17 protein-coding genes are annotated in these 18,570 nt (G+C 67.9%); 8 read left to right on the forward strand and 9 right to left on the reverse strand.

The genetic code is table 11. The features are described from left to right. The first annotated feature begins 42 nt into the window (after positions 1-42). The 5 genes from haaT to AB0L75_RS04555 all read left to right on the forward strand — a co-directional run bounded on the left by haaT (position 43) and on the right by AB0L75_RS04555 (position 5,086). Positions 43-2,823, forward strand: coding sequence for a cyclophane-containing RiPP biosynthesis TPR protein HaaT (gene haaT / locus AB0L75_RS04535; protein ID WP_365175241.1), 2,781 nt, complete (start codon positions 43-45; stop codon positions 2,821-2,823). Positions 2,824-2,960: 137 nt separating this feature from the next. Continuing rightward, positions 2,961-3,152 carry a HaaA family cyclophane-containing RiPP peptide gene (haaA, locus tag AB0L75_RS04540; protein WP_365175243.1) on the forward strand — a complete coding sequence of 64 codons (192 nt, stop codon included), beginning with the start codon at positions 2,961-2,963 and terminating at the stop codon, positions 3,150-3,152. Between the two features lie 13 nt (positions 3,153-3,165). Continuing rightward, entirely contained in the window at positions 3,166-4,329 is a 1,164-nt protein-coding gene (locus AB0L75_RS04545) for an FxsB family cyclophane-forming radical SAM/SPASM peptide maturase (RefSeq protein WP_365175245.1), read from the forward strand. A 52-nt stretch (positions 4,330-4,381) separates the two neighbouring features. Then, on the forward strand, positions 4,382-4,861 hold the full coding sequence (gene haaN, locus AB0L75_RS04550; protein WP_365175247.1) for a cyclophane-containing RiPP N-acetyltransferase HaaN: 480 nt from the start codon (positions 4,382-4,384) through the stop codon (positions 4,859-4,861). A gap of 18 nt (positions 4,862-4,879) precedes the next feature. Then, positions 4,880-5,086, forward strand: coding sequence for a DUF397 domain-containing protein (locus AB0L75_RS04555; RefSeq protein ID WP_365175249.1), 207 nt, complete (start codon positions 4,880-4,882; stop codon positions 5,084-5,086). A gap of 183 nt (positions 5,087-5,269) precedes the next feature. On the opposite strand, the gene AB0L75_RS04560 is transcribed toward AB0L75_RS04555, so the two are convergent. The 5 genes from AB0L75_RS04560 to AB0L75_RS04580 form a co-directional block, all read right to left on the reverse strand. After that, the gene (locus AB0L75_RS04560) at positions 5,270-6,466 is read right to left on the reverse strand and encodes a UDP-N-acetylglucosamine--N-acetylmuramyl-(pentapeptide) pyrophosphoryl-undecaprenol N-acetylglucosamine transferase (RefSeq protein WP_365175251.1); all 1,197 of its coding nucleotides are present in this window, start codon (positions 6,464-6,466) and stop codon (positions 5,270-5,272) included. Next, positions 6,463-8,631 carry a radical SAM protein gene (locus AB0L75_RS04565; RefSeq protein ID WP_365175253.1) on the reverse strand — a complete coding sequence of 723 codons (2,169 nt, stop codon included), beginning with the start codon at positions 8,629-8,631 and terminating at the stop codon, positions 6,463-6,465. The genes AB0L75_RS04560 and AB0L75_RS04565 overlap by 4 nt, the downstream gene beginning before the upstream one ends. Beyond that, the gene (locus AB0L75_RS04570; RefSeq protein ID WP_365175255.1) at positions 8,628-9,554 is read right to left on the reverse strand and encodes a TauD/TfdA family dioxygenase; all 927 of its coding nucleotides are present in this window, start codon (positions 9,552-9,554) and stop codon (positions 8,628-8,630) included. The genes AB0L75_RS04565 and AB0L75_RS04570 overlap by 4 nt, the downstream gene beginning before the upstream one ends. Before the next feature lie 87 nt (positions 9,555-9,641). After that, positions 9,642-9,845, reverse strand: coding sequence for a hypothetical protein (locus AB0L75_RS04575; RefSeq protein WP_365175257.1), 204 nt, complete (start codon positions 9,843-9,845; stop codon positions 9,642-9,644). Between the two features lie 5 nt (positions 9,846-9,850). Next, a complete protein-coding gene (locus AB0L75_RS04580; protein ID WP_365175259.1) occupies positions 9,851-10,411 on the reverse strand; it encodes an ATP-binding protein in 561 nt (186 codons plus the stop codon). Between the two features lie 242 nt (positions 10,412-10,653). On the opposite strand from AB0L75_RS04580, the gene AB0L75_RS04585 reads away from it, so the two are divergent. Both AB0L75_RS04585 and AB0L75_RS04590 read left to right on the forward strand, forming a co-directional pair. Next, positions 10,654-11,535 carry a helix-turn-helix transcriptional regulator gene (locus AB0L75_RS04585; protein ID WP_365175261.1) on the forward strand — a complete coding sequence of 294 codons (882 nt, stop codon included), beginning with the start codon at positions 10,654-10,656 and terminating at the stop codon, positions 11,533-11,535. Continuing rightward, entirely contained in the window at positions 11,532-11,777 is a 246-nt protein-coding gene (locus AB0L75_RS04590) for a DUF397 domain-containing protein (protein ID WP_365175263.1), read from the forward strand. The genes AB0L75_RS04585 and AB0L75_RS04590 overlap by 4 nt, the downstream gene beginning before the upstream one ends. Positions 11,778-11,941: 164 nt before the next feature. Here AB0L75_RS04590 and AB0L75_RS04595 read toward each other — a convergent pair whose 3' ends face one another. The 4 genes from AB0L75_RS04595 to AB0L75_RS04610 all read right to left on the reverse strand — a co-directional run bounded on the left by AB0L75_RS04595 (position 11,942) and on the right by AB0L75_RS04610 (position 15,358). Continuing rightward, positions 11,942-12,622 carry a hypothetical protein gene (locus tag AB0L75_RS04595; RefSeq protein ID WP_365175265.1) on the reverse strand — a complete coding sequence of 227 codons (681 nt, stop codon included), beginning with the start codon at positions 12,620-12,622 and terminating at the stop codon, positions 11,942-11,944. Continuing rightward, positions 12,606-13,022: a hypothetical protein gene (locus AB0L75_RS04600; RefSeq protein WP_365175267.1), complete on the reverse strand. Its 417-nt coding sequence runs from the start codon at positions 13,020-13,022 to the stop codon at positions 12,606-12,608. The genes AB0L75_RS04595 and AB0L75_RS04600 overlap by 17 nt, the downstream gene beginning before the upstream one ends. Before the next feature lie 108 nt (positions 13,023-13,130). Then, positions 13,131-13,526: a hypothetical protein gene (locus AB0L75_RS04605; protein WP_365175269.1), complete on the reverse strand. Its 396-nt coding sequence runs from the start codon at positions 13,524-13,526 to the stop codon at positions 13,131-13,133. After that, positions 13,526-15,358, reverse strand: coding sequence for a hypothetical protein (locus AB0L75_RS04610; protein WP_365175271.1), 1,833 nt, complete (start codon positions 15,356-15,358; stop codon positions 13,526-13,528). Before AB0L75_RS04610 ends, AB0L75_RS04605 begins: the two co-directional genes overlap by 1 nt. 257 nt (positions 15,359-15,615) lie before the next feature. Here AB0L75_RS04610 and AB0L75_RS04615 point away from each other — a divergent pair, with 257 nt between their 5' ends. Beyond that, positions 15,616-18,285 (forward strand): ATP/GTP-binding protein, encoded by a 2,670-nt coding sequence (locus tag AB0L75_RS04615; RefSeq protein WP_365175273.1) that lies wholly within the window; start codon positions 15,616-15,618, stop codon positions 18,283-18,285. Positions 18,286-18,570 lie beyond the last annotated feature (285 nt).

The following is an 18,570-nucleotide window of genomic DNA, read 5'->3' on the forward strand; positions in this document are numbered from 1 at the left end:
ACCGAGACACTCTTCGCACGTCGGCACGGCGGAGCCTGAGGCATGAGGATGCGGCGCGGTGCGGCACTCGCCGTCGTGGCTGGTGGCGGCGCGGTCACCACGATGCTCGTGGGTCTGGTGACGAACGCGGTGTCGGCGCAGTCTCATTGGCCGTCCTGGTTGGGATGGTTACAGAAGCATCCCTGGCTGTCGTTCGTCATGCTGGGAGTGGTCGCGGCTGCGCTGACGGCGGTCCTGGCCGTGCTGGACGATCGTCGGCCCTCGGAGCAGGACCCGGAGCCCGTGCTCCGACCGGACGACGGCGCCGGTCCGCCTGGCGCTGCTCTGGTGCTGCGGTCGCTGCCTCGCGACACCTCGGCGTTCACCAACCGGTCCGCCGAGCTCGAGTCGCTGGTCCAGTCGGTCCGTGCCGCGCAGGAGACCGGCGAAGGTCTCCCGGTCCATGTGATCGACGGGATGCCGGGCGTCGGGAAGACCGCCTTCGCCGTGCACGCGGGGCACGTCCTCTCAGAGCGGTTCCCGGACGGACAGCTCTTCGTGAACCTCAACGGGCACACCCCCGGACGCAGCCCCGTGCAGGCCACCGAGGCCCTGGCCTCCCTCCTCACCGCCGCTGGCGTGCCGACGCAGCAGATCCCCGTCGGTGACGACATCGGAGCAGTCACGGAGGCCCGGGCGGCCATGTGGCGCAGTCGGCTCGCTGGGAAGAAGGCGCTGCTCATTCTCGACAACGCGGGCAGTTACCGGCAGCTGGAGCCGCTGCTCCCAGGCGGTAGCGAATGCCTGGTACTGGTCACATCTCGCAAGCGGCTGGCCGCACAGGAGGAAGTGGTGCTGCCGGTGGAGGCGCTGCCACCGGATCACGCGGTGGATCTGTTCGTACGACTCAGCGGCCGGCCGGCCGATGCACTCGACCGGGACGTGCTCGGGGAACTGGTGCGGCTGTGCGGGTACCTGCCGCTCGGGGTGTCGCTGCTCGCCGCGCGGCTGCGGCATCACCCCTCGTGGAGCGCCACGGATCTACACGCGAGGCTCGTTGCAGCGCGGGACCGGCTGGGCGAACTGCGGGCCGGGGAGCGTGCGGTCGCCGCCACCTTCGACCTGTCCTATCAGGACCTCGCAGCGGAGCTGCAGCACTTCTTCCGGGCCCTCGGTCACTACCCCGGTACAGATCTCGACGCGTACGCCGGGGCGGCACTCGCCGCGGTCACGGTGACGGACGCCCGCGACGAGCTCGACGCGCTCTACGACGCCCACCTGATCGACGAGCATCCTGGAAGCCGTTACCGGCTTCACGACCTCCTGCGCGATTACGCCCGCGGTCTCGCTGACGAAGGAGACAGCATGGACCACGTACAGGCCGTCCGGCGTGTGGGCACCTACTATCTGGCCGCTCTCGCCGTCGCCAACGAACACATCGCCCGAAGCGGTGCGGTCGCTCCGCCGCCGCCCGACGATGCGGGAGCGGTGGAGACCCCGCCCTTGGAGTCGCGTCCGGCTGCACTGAGCTGGTTGGAGGACGAGCGGCCCAACATCCTGGCCTGCATTCGGCGGGCGAACTCCCTAGCTCTGCACGACCTGGTGATCCGCCTGGCCGCAGCCATGGCGCCCTTCCTCCGGCAGGCCGGCCCCTGGGACCAGGCCGTGGGGCTGCACCGGACCGCAGCCGAGGCCGCCCGGCACACCGGCGACCAGCGGGCACTGGCCGGCGCGCTGACCGAGCTCGGCGTCATACGGCGCTTCATGGCCGCCTACCCCGAGGCGACCGAGGCCCTCAACGAGGCCGTCACGCAGTACGACGGGGTCGGCGACCCGCGCGGCAAGGCGGACGCCCTGAACCAGCTCGGCATCGTCTGGTACCTCACCGCGGACAACGATGCCTCCGCCCGCGCCCAGACCGAGGCCCTGACCCTCTACCGCGAGATCGACCACCAGCTCGGACAGGCCAACGCCCTCGCCGACCTCGGCATGGTACGACGCCAGACCAGCGACTTCGACGCAGCCGTCGAAGCCCAGTCCGAAGCCCTGTCGCTCTACCGTGGGCTCGGCGACCGCTACGGGGAAGCCAACTCCCTGCGGGATCTCGGCGTCGTGTACAGCCTCACGGGCGAATACGAGCGGGCCGCGCAACAGCACCGTGAAGCACTTGGCATCTACGAAGAACTCGACGACCGGGTCCACCAGGCGTACGCCCTCACTGAGCTGGGCGTCGTACGACGGCTCACCGGGGACCTCGACGGCGCCCGCGAAGCCCACACCCAGGCCCTGGACTACTTCAGCGAACTCGGCGAGCGGTTCGGGCGTGCGAACTGCATCCGCCAGCTCGGGGCGCTGGACCGTCTGACCGGGGATGCGACGACGGCGATCCGCGAGCTTGAGGAAGCCCTGGAGGCTTATCGCGCCCTCGGCATCCGCGGGGGCGAAGCCGCCTCGCTCGGCGAGCTGGGGGCAGCTCGTGCGGCTGTCGGTGACCGGGACGGGGCTGTCGGGGCGTTCGAGCAGAGCCTTGACATCCTCCGCGAACTCGGCGATCGCTGTGGTGAGGCGGAGGTGCTGAACCACTGGGGAACACTTCTGCGTACGACCGGCGCCCCGAACTCGGCACGCCGCCTCTTCGAGCAGGCGCTGGCGACGGCCCAGGCCATCCGGTGTCCGTTGGAGGAGGCACGGGCACTGGAAGGACTGGGCCGCTGCGATTGGGGGCTTAACGGCCCCGAAGGCGCCGTGCGGCCGCTGCGCGAGGCTCTCTCCATCTACCGGCGGCTGGGCGTGAGTGTGCTGGCCGACGACATCGAGCGGCTCCTGGTGTCGCAGACGGGATGAGTCAAGTGCGTGGCCGGTTTCCCTGTGTTGCGGTAAGTGGCCGGCCTGCTACGTTGCGGGCTGATCTAGCGCCTTCAACCATCGCTGTCTCACTGCGCCCGTCCCGTCTCGGCCACGTCCTTCACGAGGAGCGTTGAATGCCGTCACGTACATCCCATTCCACGTCGCACGCCATGGCTCCCGCCGGTCGGCAGCCCGCCCAGCGCAACGTAGTCCTGGACCGCGTCGCCGCCCGAGTACAACAGCGCCGGGTGGCCGAACAGGCAGCGACGAACCGCGTCGGCGACGGCGCCCACGCCGCCTCGCTCGTCTGGCCTTGGCCGTTCTGAACACCTGCCATCGATGACGAGGCTCGAAGTCGCCGTTCCCTTCCGGACATTCATCCTCAAGATCGCCAACCGCTGCAACATCGACTGTGACTACTGCTTCGTCTTCAACTCCAAGGACCAGGCGGCGCGGCACCTGCCTGCCCGGATGGGCCTGGACGTAGCCCAAGCCGCAGCCCGGAGGATCGGCGAGCACGTCATGGCGCATGGCCTCCCGTCCGTCCACGTCGTGCTGCACGGCGGAGAACCGCTGCTCGCCGGTGTCCGGCACATGGCCGACCTCCTCGCTGCTGTTCGGGATGGGATTCCGGCGAGCACCGAGGTGCACTTCGAGCTCCAGACCAACGCGACACTCCTCTCCGAGACGTGGCTGGACCTCTTCGAGCAGTACGGCGTGGTGGTGGGCGTCAGTCTCGACGGGCCGCCGGCCGCGAACGACCGACACCGGCTCACCCACCACGGGCGATCCAGCTCGGCCTCCACCGTGCGCGGCATCGAACTCCTGCGATCCCGGCCGCACCTGTTCGCCGGATTACTCGCCGTCGTGGACCTGGCCAACGACCCGGTCGAGGTCCACGACTACCTGGCATCCTTCGAGCCTCCCGTGATCGACTTCGGCTTCCCGCACGGGACCCACGACGATCCACCCCACCGCAACGACCCAAGCGTGCCCGAGTACGGGCTCTGGATGAGCCAGGTCTATGACGCCTGGCTCAACCGCCCGGACCACCAGCACAGCGTCCGGATGCTGGAGGACATCGTCGCGCTGAGCTCCGGCGTACGCAGCTCGGTGGAGACGCTCGGGCTGGCTCCACCCACCAGCGTCGTGATCGAGTCCGACGGCAGCATCGAGGGCGTGGACACCCTCCGCTCCGTCGAGGAGGGCGCCACCAGCCTCGGGCTCGACGTCTTCAACGACTCCTTCGACACTGCCGTCCGCCACCCCAAGCTCCGGCACCGCCAGCAGGAGGGCACGGTCGCGCTCGCCGAGGAATGCCAGGGCTGTCCCCTGGTGGCGGTGTGCGGCGGCGGATACCTGCCCCACCGCTTCAGCACAGACCGTGGGTACCGCAACCCATCCGTCTACTGCGCGGACCTGGCGTATCTCATTCGGCACGTCCAGGGTTCTCTACAGGGGTACGGCTGGGTGCTGGATGCTGCCGCGCCGGCCGCCCCCTGACCGCACCGCCGCCCGCCCGAGGCTCACCCCTCACGAGAGGAGCTGTACGCCGATGACCGTGACGATCCGGCCGGCCGAGAAGAACGACGTCCGACAGCTGGCCAGGCTGATCGAGGAGATCGAGCGCTTCTACGGCACCGCGGATGCCGACATCCAGCCGTTCGACGAGCGTCAGGCACAGGTCGAGGAGGCGCTCTTCGGGTCGCCGCCTCTGGCTTCCGCCCTGGTGGTCGAGGACGAGGCGGGCGACATCGTGGGCCTCGCCGCGTACTCGTTCCTCTGGCCGAGCGCCGGTTCCACCCACTCCCTCTTCCTCAAGGAGCTGTACGTCCGTGACACCCTGCGTCGGCAGGGCATCGGGGCCCAGCTGATGAGCGAACTCCGTGACCTGGCTACGGCACGCCCCGGCTGCACCCGCCTGGAATGGATGACGGACCGGGTGAACTCGGATGCGCGCACCTTCTACCGATCGCTCGGGTTCGACGAGGACAACGAGAAGATCGTCTACCGGATCGGCACCAGCACGATGTGAGGCTCTGGAAGGGCACCGATGAAGTCTCAGCACACGCCACGGCGTTCCTGGCACAAGAGTTCGTACAGCGGGAACGAGGACTCGTACTGCGTCGAAGTAGCCGACTTCCCCAACGGAATCGGCATCCGGGACTCCAAGAACCCCGACGGACCCGTGCTGCTCTTCGACATGCCCGACTGGGCAAGCTTCGTCATAGCCGTCGGGGCGGGACAGCTCGGCTCCTAGCTGTTCCGGTGTTGTCCGGGCAAGAGAGGGTGCCCCCTCGACGGATACCTTTCCTGGGCCGACCCGGCACCGACCATTTTCGTAGTACCTGACCCCGCGGGCGCGGCTGCCAGCAACACGGGACGGCAGGCAACACAGCGGTGCGAGGAGTACGAAGGAAGGCTGCCGATCAAGTAGCGCGCTTCAACCAGTGGCCACGTCCAGCAAGACCTCCGCCAAGCGGTCGGCAGCATCCGGACGTCCCAGAGAGCGGGCCTGCTCCGCCATGTGCCGGCGCTCGCCAGGTGAAGAGATGAGCGGGGCGACGGCGTCACGAAGCCCCTCGGGCGTGACCGCGCCCCCCAGGAGAGCGACAGCGGCGTCGGCCTCCTGAAGATGCAGAGCGTTGTGCTCCTGCTCGTTGCCCGCCGACGTCGCGAGCGGGATCAGGATGGACGGCTTACCCAGGGCAGTGAGCTCGGCGATCGTGCCGGCTCCACTGCGGGAGATCACGATGTCGGCGAGGGCGAGGACGTCGGGGAGCTCCGGGCCGACGAAGTCGGTGACGAGGTAGCGGTGCCGAAGGTGGTTCGGGAGTTCGGTCGCGTACCGGTGGGACTCCTCGATGGACGTGGCGCCGCACTGATGGATGACGTTGGCCTGGGTGAGCAACCACGGCAGGACCGCGCGGACGACGGTGTTGATCTGGACGGAGCCCTGGGCGCCGCCGGTGACGTAGATCGTGGGCAGGGCGGGATCGAAGCCCGTCAGGCCGAGTGCGCTGATCGCCTTGTCCGGCTGACCGGTCAGGACCTCGGGGCGGACCGGGTTGCCGGTCACCACGGCCGAAGCGCGGACCGAGTCCGGCAGGAGCGGGAGCGTCGACTCCGAGGAGACGGCGACGCGGGTGGCGGCGCGGGCCAAGGCCCGGTTGGCCAGCCCCAGGCGCACGGTCTGCTCGTGGATGACCAGCGGACGGCGGCAGAACTTGGCGGCGAGTCCGACCGGGACCGCGACATAGCCGCCGGTCGACAGCACCATGTCGGGCTTGAAGTCCGAGACGATCGCGCGGGCCTGGGCCGCGCCGAGCGGCACGCGGCCCATGTCCTTGATGTTCGCGGGAGAAGCCAGCTTCAGCGGGTTGCTGGAGCGGCGGATCTTGCCCGTGGCCACCGTTCTGAAGGGGATGCCCTCACGTTCGGCGACTCGCGCCTCCAGGCCGGTCGCGGTACCTACCCACAGCACGTCCAGGCCGCTCCCCAGGCGGGCCAGTCGTGCGCTCGTCGTACGGATCGCGGTGAGCGCGGGGTAGGTGTGGCCGCCCGTCCCGCCGCCCGTGACGATCAGCCGGAAGGAACGTCCCAGGGCGGCGAGGCGGCGGTCGAGGTCTGCGCTGGTCACGTCGTCGGTGTTCCCGTTCCGGCGGGCGCCGGGGCCGTGCCCGGGCCAGGGGTCATTCGGACTTGCCGGACGATATCAGGCAGCCGGACCTTCGTGAGGAGCCGTCCGGCGCCCCAAGGAGTGGTTCCGAACTGCTCCAGATACGTGCTCAGGGTGCGCTGCTGGGCGAGGGTAAGGACGAACTCGCGCACGCCCGGTTCCGGGTGCTGGAAGTTGCGCGGGTCTAGTCGCACGACCTCCCGGCGGCCGGCCGCGGCCAGCAGTTCGTCGAGGTCGAAGCGCGCGGTCTGGCGCAGTACCTCGGGAGGGTCGGTGCGGAAGATGTCGGACAGTACGAGGCGGTGGTACTCGGCGCTCTCCCGTACCAGGGCCTCCATGAGGCTCCCACCGCCCACTCCGACGCCGATCTCCCGGAGCGCGGTCAGGCAGGCGCGGGCGGCGAGGTCCGCGGTGTCCTCCAGGGCTTCGGAAATGATCCGGGTCCGGTAGGTGTAGAGCAGGTTGTTGCCAAGGCGGCCGGCGACGTACTCGTCGATGTGCTCGGTCGCGTACGTCAGGAGCTCGGTGCGGTCGTCCCACAGCTGATCGTCGGTCTCGGCCGTGAACTCCTCCAGGACTTTGGTCAGAGCGGAACCGCGGCCAAGGGTCCGCGCGAACTCCAGCCAGCGCATGGGCGAAATCCGATGGGCGCGCAGGATGACCAAAAGGACGGCGAAGGTGCCGCCGTTGTAGAGGGAGGCCAGCAGCAGGTTCATCACCCGGCATTCCCGGTAGTCCTCGTAGGGCATGTCGGGGACGGTGACGCAGACCTCGTCCAGTTCGGCGGTACGCAGCTCCTCCCCGAGCGCGTTGTAAGTGCCGTAGCAGCGCGGCATGACGCGCCACTTGGTGACCAGCCCGTGTTCGCAGCGGTAGGCGTCCGTGCACATCTCGCTGCCCGGCAGCAGGGTGAGCTGGAACATGTTGAGCCGGTCGAATCCGGCGTCCACGAGCTGGCGCAGGGTGCCAAGGTGCTTGGCCTTGGAGTCGCCGGGGAGGGCGAGGATCACCTCGCTGTACGTGCCCGCGCCGGCTTCCGAGGCGGCCAGGGCGATCTCCATGAGCTTGCCGGTGTCGATGTTCTTGCGGGCGATGCTGCGCAGCACATCGGGGTCGAGGGACTGCACGGCGCCGGACAGGCTGATCGCGCCGGGGACCTGGGCGACGGCGGACAGGACGCGGTCGCGCTGGTTCTTGCCGGTGGTGACGTTGACAACGCGCGGCCAGCCGTAGAGCTGCTGGCACTCGGCGATCACCCGGCAGGTCTCCTGGTCCTCGGGGTACATGCCGAAGTTGCTGTCGGTGATGAGGAGCTCGTTGCGGGCGGCGCCGAACTCGACCAGCGGTTTCATGCGGCGGCCGATGTAGTGCAGCTCGTCCCGGATCTGCCGTTCGTGCTTCTTGGCGACCGTCTGGAAGTACCGGGTGCCCTCCTGGCAGAAGGTGCACTTGAAGGGGCAGCCGCGGTTCGTCTGCACCGTGGGGACGAGCTTGCCGTCGAAGAACTCGTCCATGAGGCCGGCCAGGTAGGGAGACGGCACGCTGGACAGGTAGCGGATCCGCGGGCGGGGCGGCGGCGCGTACAGGGCTCCGTCGTCGTGGAGGTTGTGTGCTCCCGGGATGGTGCCGCGCACTTCTTTCCGGTCGAAGTCGTTGAGGGTGAGCAGCAGGTCCGAGAACGCCGCCTCACCCTCTCCTTCGACGTAGAAGTCCACCTTCCCGACCAAGCGCTGGTGCCAGAAGTCGGTCTGTTCCGGCAGACGGAGTGGATAGTGAGGGCCGCCGAAGACGATGGTGGTGTCCGGAAAACGCCGTTTGACCAACTCGGCGAACGCGAGCGAGAGCTGGCTGTTCCAGATGTAGTGCGAGAACCCGATCACGTCGGGCGGGCCGTCCTGCTCCAGCGCGACCGCCAGCGCCTCGGGGTACTTGAACAGCCGCACTGGGTGAGCCAGGTCCATCTTCGTGGACGCATAGGTGGCCAGGCCGCCGACCGCCTGCGGCATCGTCTCCGCTGAGATCGCCTGCTGGGTGTACGTGAGGTCGGCCAGCCACACCGTCAGTGTGATCCGCGGACGGGCCGATACGCCAACGACCGGGGTGGGGAGCAACACGGCCTCGGTCATGCCACGGCCTCCGCGCGGCGCAGGAAGATCTGCAGGAGCAGTCGGCGCTCGTCCTCGGGCACGTCCCCCTGCCCTTCGCCGAGCGCCTCGCGCCCATGACAGCACAGATGCTGGTTCACGATGAGCAGGTCGCCCCTGCCGAGCAGGAACTTCCGCTGGCCGAGGACGAGCTCGCGCTCCAGGGCCCAGACCGCTTTGATGTACGGGTCGTCGGGATCGGCGTCGGCGAGCATCTTCGCGGTGAACCGTACGAAGCCCTTCAGGGGCGGGAGCCCGTCGATAACGGGGAACGGGTTCCACTCCTCGCCGACACCGGTCAGGTCGTAGAAGTCTCCGTCCTCGAAACGCGTGTGCGTCAACCGCTCGGCGTCTGTGTAGCTGAGCCGGTCCACGGCGCGGCGAACCTGCGAGACGAGGCTGTGGCCCTGGCCCCTGGGGTCAGGGCGTACGCACAGAAGGGCGCTGTAGTCGGGCGGCAAGCTGGAGTTCACGATGTCGATGTGCATCGGGTTGTAGCCGGTGCCCGTCGCGCGCATCGGGTCGATCGTCAGGTTGGTGCCCAGCGGCTTCCACAGCGGCCACCGGTCGAAGGCACGCAGCGGAGTGGCGATCAGGGAGACCAGTGCCGTGACGGCGCGCACACCGGCCTCCTCGGTGTCGGCCGCGTCGAGAAGCCCGGCCAGCTCCAGGACGGCGAAGCCCTCGCCCTCCGGGTCGTTCAGCAGGCCGTCGCATGTGGCGACGAACTCGGGAGTGCGCGGAAGGTCCGCCAGGGTCTGTCGGTAGGCGGTGGCAGACTTCTCGGACAGTCGGCCCTCGGCGAGCTGCCACTCGGGCAGCGACGTCGCGCACCGAGCCACGTCGACGACGAAGTCTTTCTGTAGCGGTACGCGGTGAGAGGCAGCGGCCCGATGTTGAGGCATGCGGAACTCCTTGATCAGGTGTGATGTTGAGAGGCGGGCTGAGATGCCGGCGCACTGTCGGTGGCGCCTGGCGACGGCCGCGTCTCCCTACGGCTGGAGCAGAGAGCCGAAGTCGACGGGATCGAAGACGAGCCAGAGGGTGAGCAGAACGGGCATGATCAGAACGGCGAACTGGAACCAGCCGAAGCCGTAGCGCCGCAGGAGTCGGAGCGGATGGCGAAGGCCCCAGCACAGGGGCCTCAGTCCCGTCCGCCGGGCGCGGGCGTGCTGACGGACCGTGTCTCTGGGCACCGGTTTCATTGGCGCCTGCGCTTCGATCCGAGGCTGTGGTCCTGACTCCGCGAACGGCCTTCGTGACCGACGTCCGAGAACTGGGGCACCACGGGAAAGACGCACCAGGCCGTCGTTCCGTCGGCGGTGAACCCCCAGGTTCCGCCGAGCTCGTCGACGAGCACGTCCACGAGCCAGAGGCCCCTCCCACTCTCCGAGTCCGGGCCCACACGTCCCGGCTCGGGCACCGCGGATGGTGAGTGGTCGTTGACCTCAAGCCGCACCCGCCCTCCGGTAACCCGCATACGGAAGCCGACCGCTTCTCCCCGGCCGTGGAGCACCGCGTTGGTGACCAGCTCCGAGATCAGCACCTCGGCGGCTTCGACGCGGACGCTGGGCACTCGGCACACGTTCTTCAACCAGGCGGTACCGATACGCCGGACCTGCTCCACACGCGATCTCTCGCGTAGGAACGCGAGATCAACGGGCGACGGGATCCCTACGACCGCACCGTCCTCAGCGGCGTCGCACAGGCTCGTGAGACTCAAGGGAACGGGTGAGGCCGTGGTCGGAATCGAGGGCACCATCGCCTAGTCCTTCCGCAGACAGGTCAGGAACTCGGCCGGGGGTGAGGAAGCATCCCGGCGGGTGGCCCAACCACCGTGCCCGGTGGGAAAGTTGCTTCGCAACGAAACGGCTCAAGAAATTTCACCGCGAAGGAAAATGGCACATGACACCGCAAGCGCATGGTCTGTTGCGGCGCGCATATCGCGTGTCAGACTGCGCGCGTCGCGGTTTCGACAAAGGCATGCGACGGAAAGGCGAGCACATGGCGGCCAAACCCAGGCCAACGGTTAGGCGCATCGAACTCGGTTACGAGCTACGGCAGTTGCGTGAACGGGCCGGGATGACGCTGGACGACGTGGCCGGCAGCGGCGTCATCAAGGGGCTGTACGTCACCAAGCTGCACCGCGTCGAGAAGGGCCTCCAGGACCTCCGCAGTGCCGGCGATCTGCGGGCCCTGCTGGAGTTGTACGGCGTGACCGACGACCGCGACGTGGACCAGCTGCTGGGAATTCAGCGCGACGGCGCGAGTCAGGACTGGTGGACTCCCTTCCGGTCCACGATGCCGTCAGGCATGCCCCGCTTCGTCGGGATCGAGACCGCGGCGCGGGAGACGTGGGCCTTCCACCCGGCACTCGTTCTCGGGCTGCTTCAGACGGAGGCGTACGCACGCGCTCTGTACGAACTCGCCAAACCGATCGAGGAGACCACGAGCGAGTTCATCGACAAGAACATCCGGGTTCGGATGCGGCGGAGGGAGGCCCTCACCAGGGAGGAGGAGCCGCTGCGACTGAGGGCTGTCCTGTACGAGCCCGCCCTTCGGTACATCGTGGGAGGCCCGGACGTGATGCGGGAGCAGTACGACGAGATCATCAGGCTCGCCTCCCTGCCCAACGTGAGCGTTCAGGTACTCCCCCAGTCCCTGCGGGGCTACCTGTCCGTGCACGACTTCACCATCCTGCACCTGGACGACAGCATGCCGACATCAGTGCAGGTGGACAACGCGTGGAGCGCCACGTCGGTCTCCGACAAGCCACGCGAGGTCGGAAGGTTCACCCGGAAGTTCAACGCCCTCACGGCATCAGCGCTGCCGCCGGAGGACACACCCGCGTTCCTGCATCAACTCACCCGAGAGATCAGCAAATGACCCTGACCCGTACCCACATGGCGCCCGAACTCACCGACGCCGGCGCGCGCTGGTTCAAGTCGTCCTACTCTGACGGCGCCGGCAACAACTGCGTCGAGATAGCCGACCTCGCGGATACGACGTACGCCGGAGTCGCCATCCGCGACAGCAAGGACCCTCAGGGGCCTGCGCTGCTTGTCGACGGGGCTTCATTCGCAGCGTTCGTTCACGGGATCGCCCACACCAGGGGCGTCTCGAACTGACCTGGACCGACAAAGACAAGACGCTCCTGTCGACCGGGGACGGCAGGTACGACTGCACGTTCGTCGACCCGCCGGACTGAGTAGTCAGCGCTCTGCCGAACACCTCACACGAATCCGGGTCCTGGCCTGCCCCGGACCTGTCCAGGGCAGGCGCCTCAGGCGCCCTACCTGGCCGGACTCTGATCATTCAGTGCCGCTTGAGTCTTCGTGACCTCGGACTCGGCGCACTCGCGCGCATCGTGTGCACGTTCCGCCGCTCTTCTGCTCACGGCCAGGAAGCCGACGAGCGCCGCCACGACGCCGGCGACCACCGCGCTGTTGTGAGCCCAGCGGGCAACAATGCGGGCCTGTCGCAGGTTCAGCCGGGCGGCGGCACATCGACCTTCCACTCCTCGCCTGCGAGCCGAACCGGCCGCATTGACCGCGCCAACGGCGCAGACCTCGGCGAGCGCCGCGAACGCGAACGCTAGGACCACCAACCCGCCGAGGGCCAGACCGGCGGCCAGAGGTACCGAGGCCACACGCTCCACCGTCGGTGTCCTCGACGTGAACGCATCCTTCAGCCCGACGCCGGCCATCCCGAAAAGCAGGACGGTGAACCAGCCGTAGCCGATCAGTGACCATAGCGGGCCATCTTCTTCGTCCTCATCTTCTGCCGGTTCGCCGGTCTCAGGAGTCTCTCCACCGTTGCGAGCCTCCGCTTCTGTCGGGGACTCACCGGCATGCCCGCTAGGTGTGGAAGCAACATGATGATGGACGTCCCCGATGACATCGCCCGCGATGAAGATCCCGGGACCGTGGTTGTGCTGGTCTCCCTCTCTCGGGGGCTCAGCTGTCTCTGCCATGCGCCGTGCCGTGATTGATCGTGAGACCACCCTCGACGTTGCCACTGATAAAGGTGCCCGAGCCGTGGTTGTGCTGGTTGGTCACGGAGGTCTGCCTGTCTGTTCCGATCAGGGTACGCAGCTCCGCATAGGTCGCCGGGTCCGTCCGTACGAGTTGTTCCAGGGCGGGAGCCCACTCGGCTGCGGCCCTGCGCGCCGCCTCACCGCGGTCCGGCGCGGAACGCTGCACCACCATCGCTCGGTGCTGGTCGAGGCGCTCCAAGAGGACCGTGGTATCCGATCGGCTATCCCTGCTCAACAGACGCCGGATGATGTCCCGAGCCCTCGCGTAGGCATCCTGTGACGCCTCGCTGAGCAGGGCCGCGACCACTGTCGTCACGGCGAAGGTCATTTCGTCCACGTGTGCCGTCTCCCCCACTGGTTGCTGCACTGTATCCGCGCACGCCTCAGTCGGCAGCCGGAACCCTTCATCCCGTGTTCGCCCTGGCACTTGCACAGAGTGCACGCATCAACTCAGCCATCCAGCAATGGCGTTGGCGAGTGCTTCGCCGCCCTGCTGGACCACGGTTCCTGTCACCACGGCGGGAAGTGCCTGGGCGATGCCCCGAAGTACGCCGGCCTGTACGTCGGGCGCGGCCAGTGAGGTGTCCACGGTGTCCGCCATGGCACGCAGCACTGCCGCATTGGCTAGGCCCGCCTCATTGCGCTCCACATCGGCACGGAACGCGGTGAGGAGGTCTCGTACGGCCTCGATGTCGACAGTGCCCTGGACTGGCGCGGACTGGTAGACGTGGGAGATGTTCTGGCCCACGACGTTCTGGTTCGGAGCGTTGTTGTTGCCGCCGATGCTGATACCCGAGCCGTGTCCCTGCTCAGGCTCGGGGCGACGCCGTCCCATCCTCATCACTTGCCTCCCTGGTTGCCGTTACTCTGGCCCACCCCGCGGATGTCACTGCCCGCGACGTTCTGGATCGGCGCGTTGTTGTCGCCGTACACCTGGATGTTGGTGATGACCGCAGCCACTTGGCGCTCATACGGGGCGGTGTCCACACCCAGCTCGTCGAGGTACTCGGCGACGGTCCGAAAGATGCAGGTCTGCATCAACACGACATGTCTCTTGGCGTCATCGCTCTGGTGCATGTCCGTAACTTCTTCGGTGGAGTATCGATCGCGCAGGCTGACCGGATCCTTCTCTTCAGCGCGGCCGTCCTCGACCTGTTCGCCGAGCCCAAGTCGCGCCACGAACCGCCACAGCGCGAGCGGGCCCGTAGCCGCGTCCAGCAGCGACTGCGTTACGACCCAGCCGAGCAATCGTGTCCCCCGCTTAGCGACTGGTGCGTCGGTCACCCGCAGTTCGTTGTACAGAGGCGTCATCACGTGCGGACGTACTGTCAGCCGTAGTTCGCCCGCCTCCAGTGCGGCGTGTACGAATACGCTGACCACGACCTGGCCGTCCCAGCTGACGCACTGCGCCCGCAGATACAACCGGTCCGGCATGCTGGACGGCGACCGGCGCCCCCGGCCGCGCAAGTCCGGCACCTCCAGCTTCGCCGCGCGGGTGCGCCGCAGCCACAGCGCCGAGGGCAGACCCAGCACCTCCGCGACAGAGAAGCCGGGCAGCGGATCAGTGATCTCCCGGGCTCCGCGCCCCAGCTCCCGCAGCGCCGCACCCATCCGCCGCAACAGTTCTGCCTCCCCGAAGGGCTTGACCGACTCCTCCGGATCCTTCGGCTTCAACGGGATGGCGATGTCAGCGGATCCCCACACGTCGCGCCCGGCACCCACGAAGTGCTCGGGCTCGTCGTACGGCAGCTCCCGCCGCCCCTGTTCGTTGCCTATGTGCGTCATCCGGCGCCCGCCCTTCGCGGCAACCCACGGCAGCCGATCGGACGACACGCCCTCTCGGACAAGCCGGGCCAGCGCCGCCCGCGCAGCGAGCCGGTCGCCAACACACACCAGCGCGGCCCCAACCAACAGTGCGAAGGGCAAGAGAAGAAGCCCAACCCGCAGGGGGACGACCTCGTCGCCCACCGGCTTGTACGGAACGACCGCGAGCACCCACGGGATACACAGCACGAGATACGCCACCCGGGGTGAACTGGCCAGCCGCGACTTCCTCCCCTTTCGCAACGCCCGATACGCTGCCCAGCGCATCAAGAGAGCCACCAGGACGACCCCTATCCAAACGACGGCCGCCCGCGGTGCCGCGTACATCACGAGAACAGCCAGGAACAGCACCGCCATGCGTCGAGCCCATCGACGTCGCCGTGCACGCAGGCTGTGCGCCATCACGGGTACGAGGTCGAATCCGTACGACGGAACAGGCAGCGGCGGCCCGTGCAGTACGTGGTCCACAACCCACTGCGCCACGGGCTCGCCCAGCGGCGGGCAGTCGTCGCTGCCCTCCAGGTAGATGCGTCTACGGGTACTGCGCCGTGGCTTGTTCGGCTTCTTGCCCTTGCCCCGGAGCTTGCGCCACCACGCTTTGACTGCCCCAACTCGGTCAGGACGCGCGTAAACGGCCTGGCACAGCAGCCTGGTCACTTCCGAAGAGGATGGTTCCACTTCGCCGTGGCGGCCCGCGCCAGAGATCTCGGGGTCAACCTGAATCGGTACCTCCGGCCCCTCGGCCTCACCACCACCCACCCGGCCCTGAGCCCGCAGCCCCCACCCCAAAGCCATGCGTCCCCGTTCGTCGATCCGGCGGGCATCGTCACGGTGAACCTGGAAAATCACCAGACCGCAAACGCGACAATGCACACAACTTGCTGGTGGAGAACAGAGATTGACCGAATTCTGCTTCTTGCGCGGAGCTCAGTCCCAGCCCCGACCGCTGTTCGCCTGATGGGATTCGGTGCGGGCATGACGTGACAGCCCGGGGCCGGAATCGGGCCATCGCGCCTGCTGTACCTGCGGACTCTGCCTGAATGCGTGCTTGTCAGGCTGCCCCCAAAGGGACGTAGATTTACCCCGGTTGATCGTCAGGGGGAGCCATGGCAGGGCGGGATCTTCGAACGCTGTTCAGCTCGAACGACCGGAGCATCGCCGCCAGTGAGGCGTTCACGAACCGGCAGGCACAGTGGCAGGCGGTGACCGCTGGCCTCGCAGATCACATACGGCGCCTGACCAGTTCTGGCTTCGACGTGGAGGACTTGGAGAGTCCCCGCACTAACATCATCGTCTTCCACGGTGTGGGCGGGATCGGCAAGTCAACGCTCTCCCGCAAGATCGAAGCGTCGCTCGCCCACAGTGAGCACCGCCCAGTGCAGTGGGAAGCGTCATCCCACGAGGAACGGATCCTGCCGGTCCGCATCGACCTCTCGCGCGCCGCGGGCATGGACTTCGAACGAGTCGTCCTCACCATCCGCCTTGCCGTCGCCACGCTCGGCCGGCCGATGCCCGCCTTTGACCTCGCCCTGCGCCGCTACTGGGAGCACAACCACCCGGGTGAGCCGATCGAGGACTACCTGCGCAGGGGCGGGCTGCTGAGCCGCTTCAGCGCCGCTGCCGCTCTACCGCAGCAGATGCAGTCCGCCCTCGGCGACGTCGCCCAGGCCCTGCTCCTACCCGGCACCGTCGGCAGCGCACTCGGACACGGGGGCGGGGCGCTCATCAAGGCGTTACGCGAGCGGCGCCAGTCCGTACGTGCCCTCGCCGGCTGCTCCCGCCTGGCCGACCTGCTGGAAGCCGAGCCCGACCTGGAAGCCCTCAGCTTCTACCCACACCTGCTCGCCTGGGACCTGGCCCAACTCCCAGCCGACAAGAGCGCGCTGCCTGTGATCCTGATGGACACCTTCGAGGACACCGGCGACCGCACCCACCGTGACTTCGAGCGCCTGCTCCAGCGCATCGTGTGGCTGATGCCCAACGCGTTCTTCGTCGTCACCGGACGCAACCGCCTCCAGTGGGCAGAGAGCAGCTTGGAAGGGCAACTCGACTGGACCGGTCCGAATGCGTGGCCCGGGCTCGTCTCCGACACGACCCATACCCGGTCAGGCGTATCCGGCGGCCACATCCTGATCGGCGACTTCTCCCCGGAAGACTGCGAGGACTACCTGTCCCGCAGGCTCAGCCGCAACGGGCAGCCGCTGATCGACGAACCGGTCCGCCGGATCATCGCCGAGCGCTCCCACGGGCTGCCCCTGTATCTGGACCTGTCGGTCATGCGCTACCTGGAGCTTCGGCGCAGCGGCAGACAGCCGCAGGTCACAGATTTCGACCACGACTTTCCCGCACTGATCGCCCGTACTCTCAGAGACCTGACCGCCGAGGAACGCCACGTACTCCGCTCGGTCAGCCTGCTCAGCGCGTTCTCCGTGCCCCTGGCCACCCAGGCCGCCGGCATGCAGCACGATGCACCTGCCCTGCGGTTGACCGAGCGTCCTTTCATCCGGGAGTCCCCCTCCGGGGTGTGGCCCTTCCATGTCCACGACCTGATCCGCACCGCTATTCGCAACGCGGACGACGCCAGTGACGACCGCTGGTCGGAGCAGGACTGGCAGCGCGCGGCCCAACGCGCTTTCCACGCTCTGGAATCGCAATGGCGCCAGGACCCGCGACGCGACCGTACTGTCCTGGTCGGGTGCCTCCAGCAAGGGCTGCTCCTCGCACGGGACTTCCATCTCGATCTCGGCTGGCTCGGCGATGCGGCATTCCAGTACGTAGGGGACTCGATCTGGGAACCGCTGGTGCTCCCCGGCGCCGATGCCGCGTCGTCGGGGGGCGTGCGGACTGCTGCAGATGCCCTGGTGGAAACGCTCAGTGCCATCGCCCGGCGCCAGCACGAACACCGTGAACGCACCGTCAGTCGGCTCTCCGCCGTCCTTGCATCGGGGTTGCTCCCCGATGGCCTGGTCGAACTGGCCACGTATTACCGGGCGAAGGCCCAGCGGGACCTCGGGTTGACCGTCGACTCCCGCCGCGGCATGCAGCATGTCGCGTCCACCGGCGGTCGGCTCGCTTCCGCCGCTCGACGGGGCCTGGCGCACCTGAGCCGAGTGTCCGGAGATTTCCCTGCGGCGGTGGAGGCCGCCGGAAGGCTGGGCTGGGAGGGGCGGCACCATCGGGTGCTGGGGGACGTGTGGTGGGTTCAGGGAGACATGGAGCGGGCGGCAGCCGCGTACCTGGCAGCCCGGAGTGAGGCCGAAGAACACGGTGTGGTCGGCGAGACCGCCGTGGCCCAGGCACATCTCGCCTTCGCCGTATCCTTCGTCGACCCGCTTCGGGCCGACGACGAGCTCGACCTCGCGGACCGGTTGCTGTCGCCCCTGAGTCTGCGCTCCAACGAGATGACCGCTCACATCGCCACACTCGTGCGCGACGCAGGATTCGCCGTAGACCTGCCTGACCGGGCGACCGTCCAGCTCGCAGAAATCGGCGTCTCCGGCATCTCCTACGCCGCGGCTAAGCTACAACTGGCCCTGTGCTTCCACCACGCGGTCCTTGACGCCCAGGACGACCTCGCGGCTGACATCGCCCGCTTGCGCGAATTCACACAAAACGGCTACTACGCCTACTACGTCGAAATCGCGCACTTCATGGGCGACCTCCCGCTTCCCCCGATCACCGTACGAGCACGGTGGATCGACGGGGAACAGCAGACCCGGGAACGATGGCGCAACATAGTGCTGGGACGCCGCGATCACGTCGGTACGGTTCGTTGAGCCGCAGTACACGGTCTGCCGCCAGGAGATCGCCCGGCTCTCCACAAGGCAACGGCGGCACTGCCCGACCGAACCAGCGCAAATTCGCTGACGCAATGCGTCATGCAGACACGGCAGGCGTGCCGCCACACCACCCCCTTGGGAGAAATCTGGGAGATGATCTTCTCCCAGAGACCACGCGAGACCGCGCCACACCAACCCAGACCAAGGCTCTGGCCTGCACGTTTATCTACCCACGCAGGTGTCGATCTTGACCGAACCTCATTCGGGACGAAGAGGTCGTGG

Source organism: Streptomyces sp. NPDC052101, from assembly GCF_040680235.1.
Lineage (GTDB): Bacteria > Actinomycetota > Actinomycetes > Streptomycetales > Streptomycetaceae > Streptomyces.

Coding starts and splice junctions, on each gene's coding strand:
- AB0L75_RS04605 (WP_365175269.1), bottom strand. CDS start 13,526: ATGAGGATGGGACGGCGTCGCCCCGAGCCTGAGCAGGGACACGGCTCG.
- AB0L75_RS04545 (WP_365175245.1), top strand. CDS start 3,166: ATGACGAGGCTCGAAGTCGCCGTTCCCTTCCGGACATTCATCCTCAAG.
- AB0L75_RS04555 (WP_365175249.1), top strand. CDS start 4,880: ATGAAGTCTCAGCACACGCCACGGCGTTCCTGGCACAAGAGTTCGTAC.
- AB0L75_RS04615 (WP_365175273.1), top strand. CDS start 15,616: ATGGCAGGGCGGGATCTTCGAACGCTGTTCAGCTCGAACGACCGGAGC.
- haaA (WP_365175243.1), top strand. CDS start 2,961: ATGCCGTCACGTACATCCCATTCCACGTCGCACGCCATGGCTCCCGCC.
- AB0L75_RS04565 (WP_365175253.1), bottom strand. CDS start 8,631: ATGACCGAGGCCGTGTTGCTCCCCACCCCGGTCGTTGGCGTATCGGCC.
- AB0L75_RS04570 (WP_365175255.1), bottom strand. CDS start 9,554: ATGCCTCAACATCGGGCCGCTGCCTCTCACCGCGTACCGCTACAGAAA.
- AB0L75_RS04585 (WP_365175261.1), top strand. CDS start 10,654: ATGGCGGCCAAACCCAGGCCAACGGTTAGGCGCATCGAACTCGGTTAC.
- haaN (WP_365175247.1), top strand. CDS start 4,382: ATGACCGTGACGATCCGGCCGGCCGAGAAGAACGACGTCCGACAGCTG.
- AB0L75_RS04595 (WP_365175265.1), bottom strand. CDS start 12,622: ATGGCAGAGACAGCTGAGCCCCCGAGAGAGGGAGACCAGCACAACCAC.
- haaT (WP_365175241.1), top strand. CDS start 43: ATGAGGATGCGGCGCGGTGCGGCACTCGCCGTCGTGGCTGGTGGCGGC.
- AB0L75_RS04580 (WP_365175259.1), bottom strand. CDS start 10,411: ATGGTGCCCTCGATTCCGACCACGGCCTCACCCGTTCCCTTGAGTCTC.
- AB0L75_RS04590 (WP_365175263.1), top strand. CDS start 11,532: ATGACCCTGACCCGTACCCACATGGCGCCCGAACTCACCGACGCCGGC.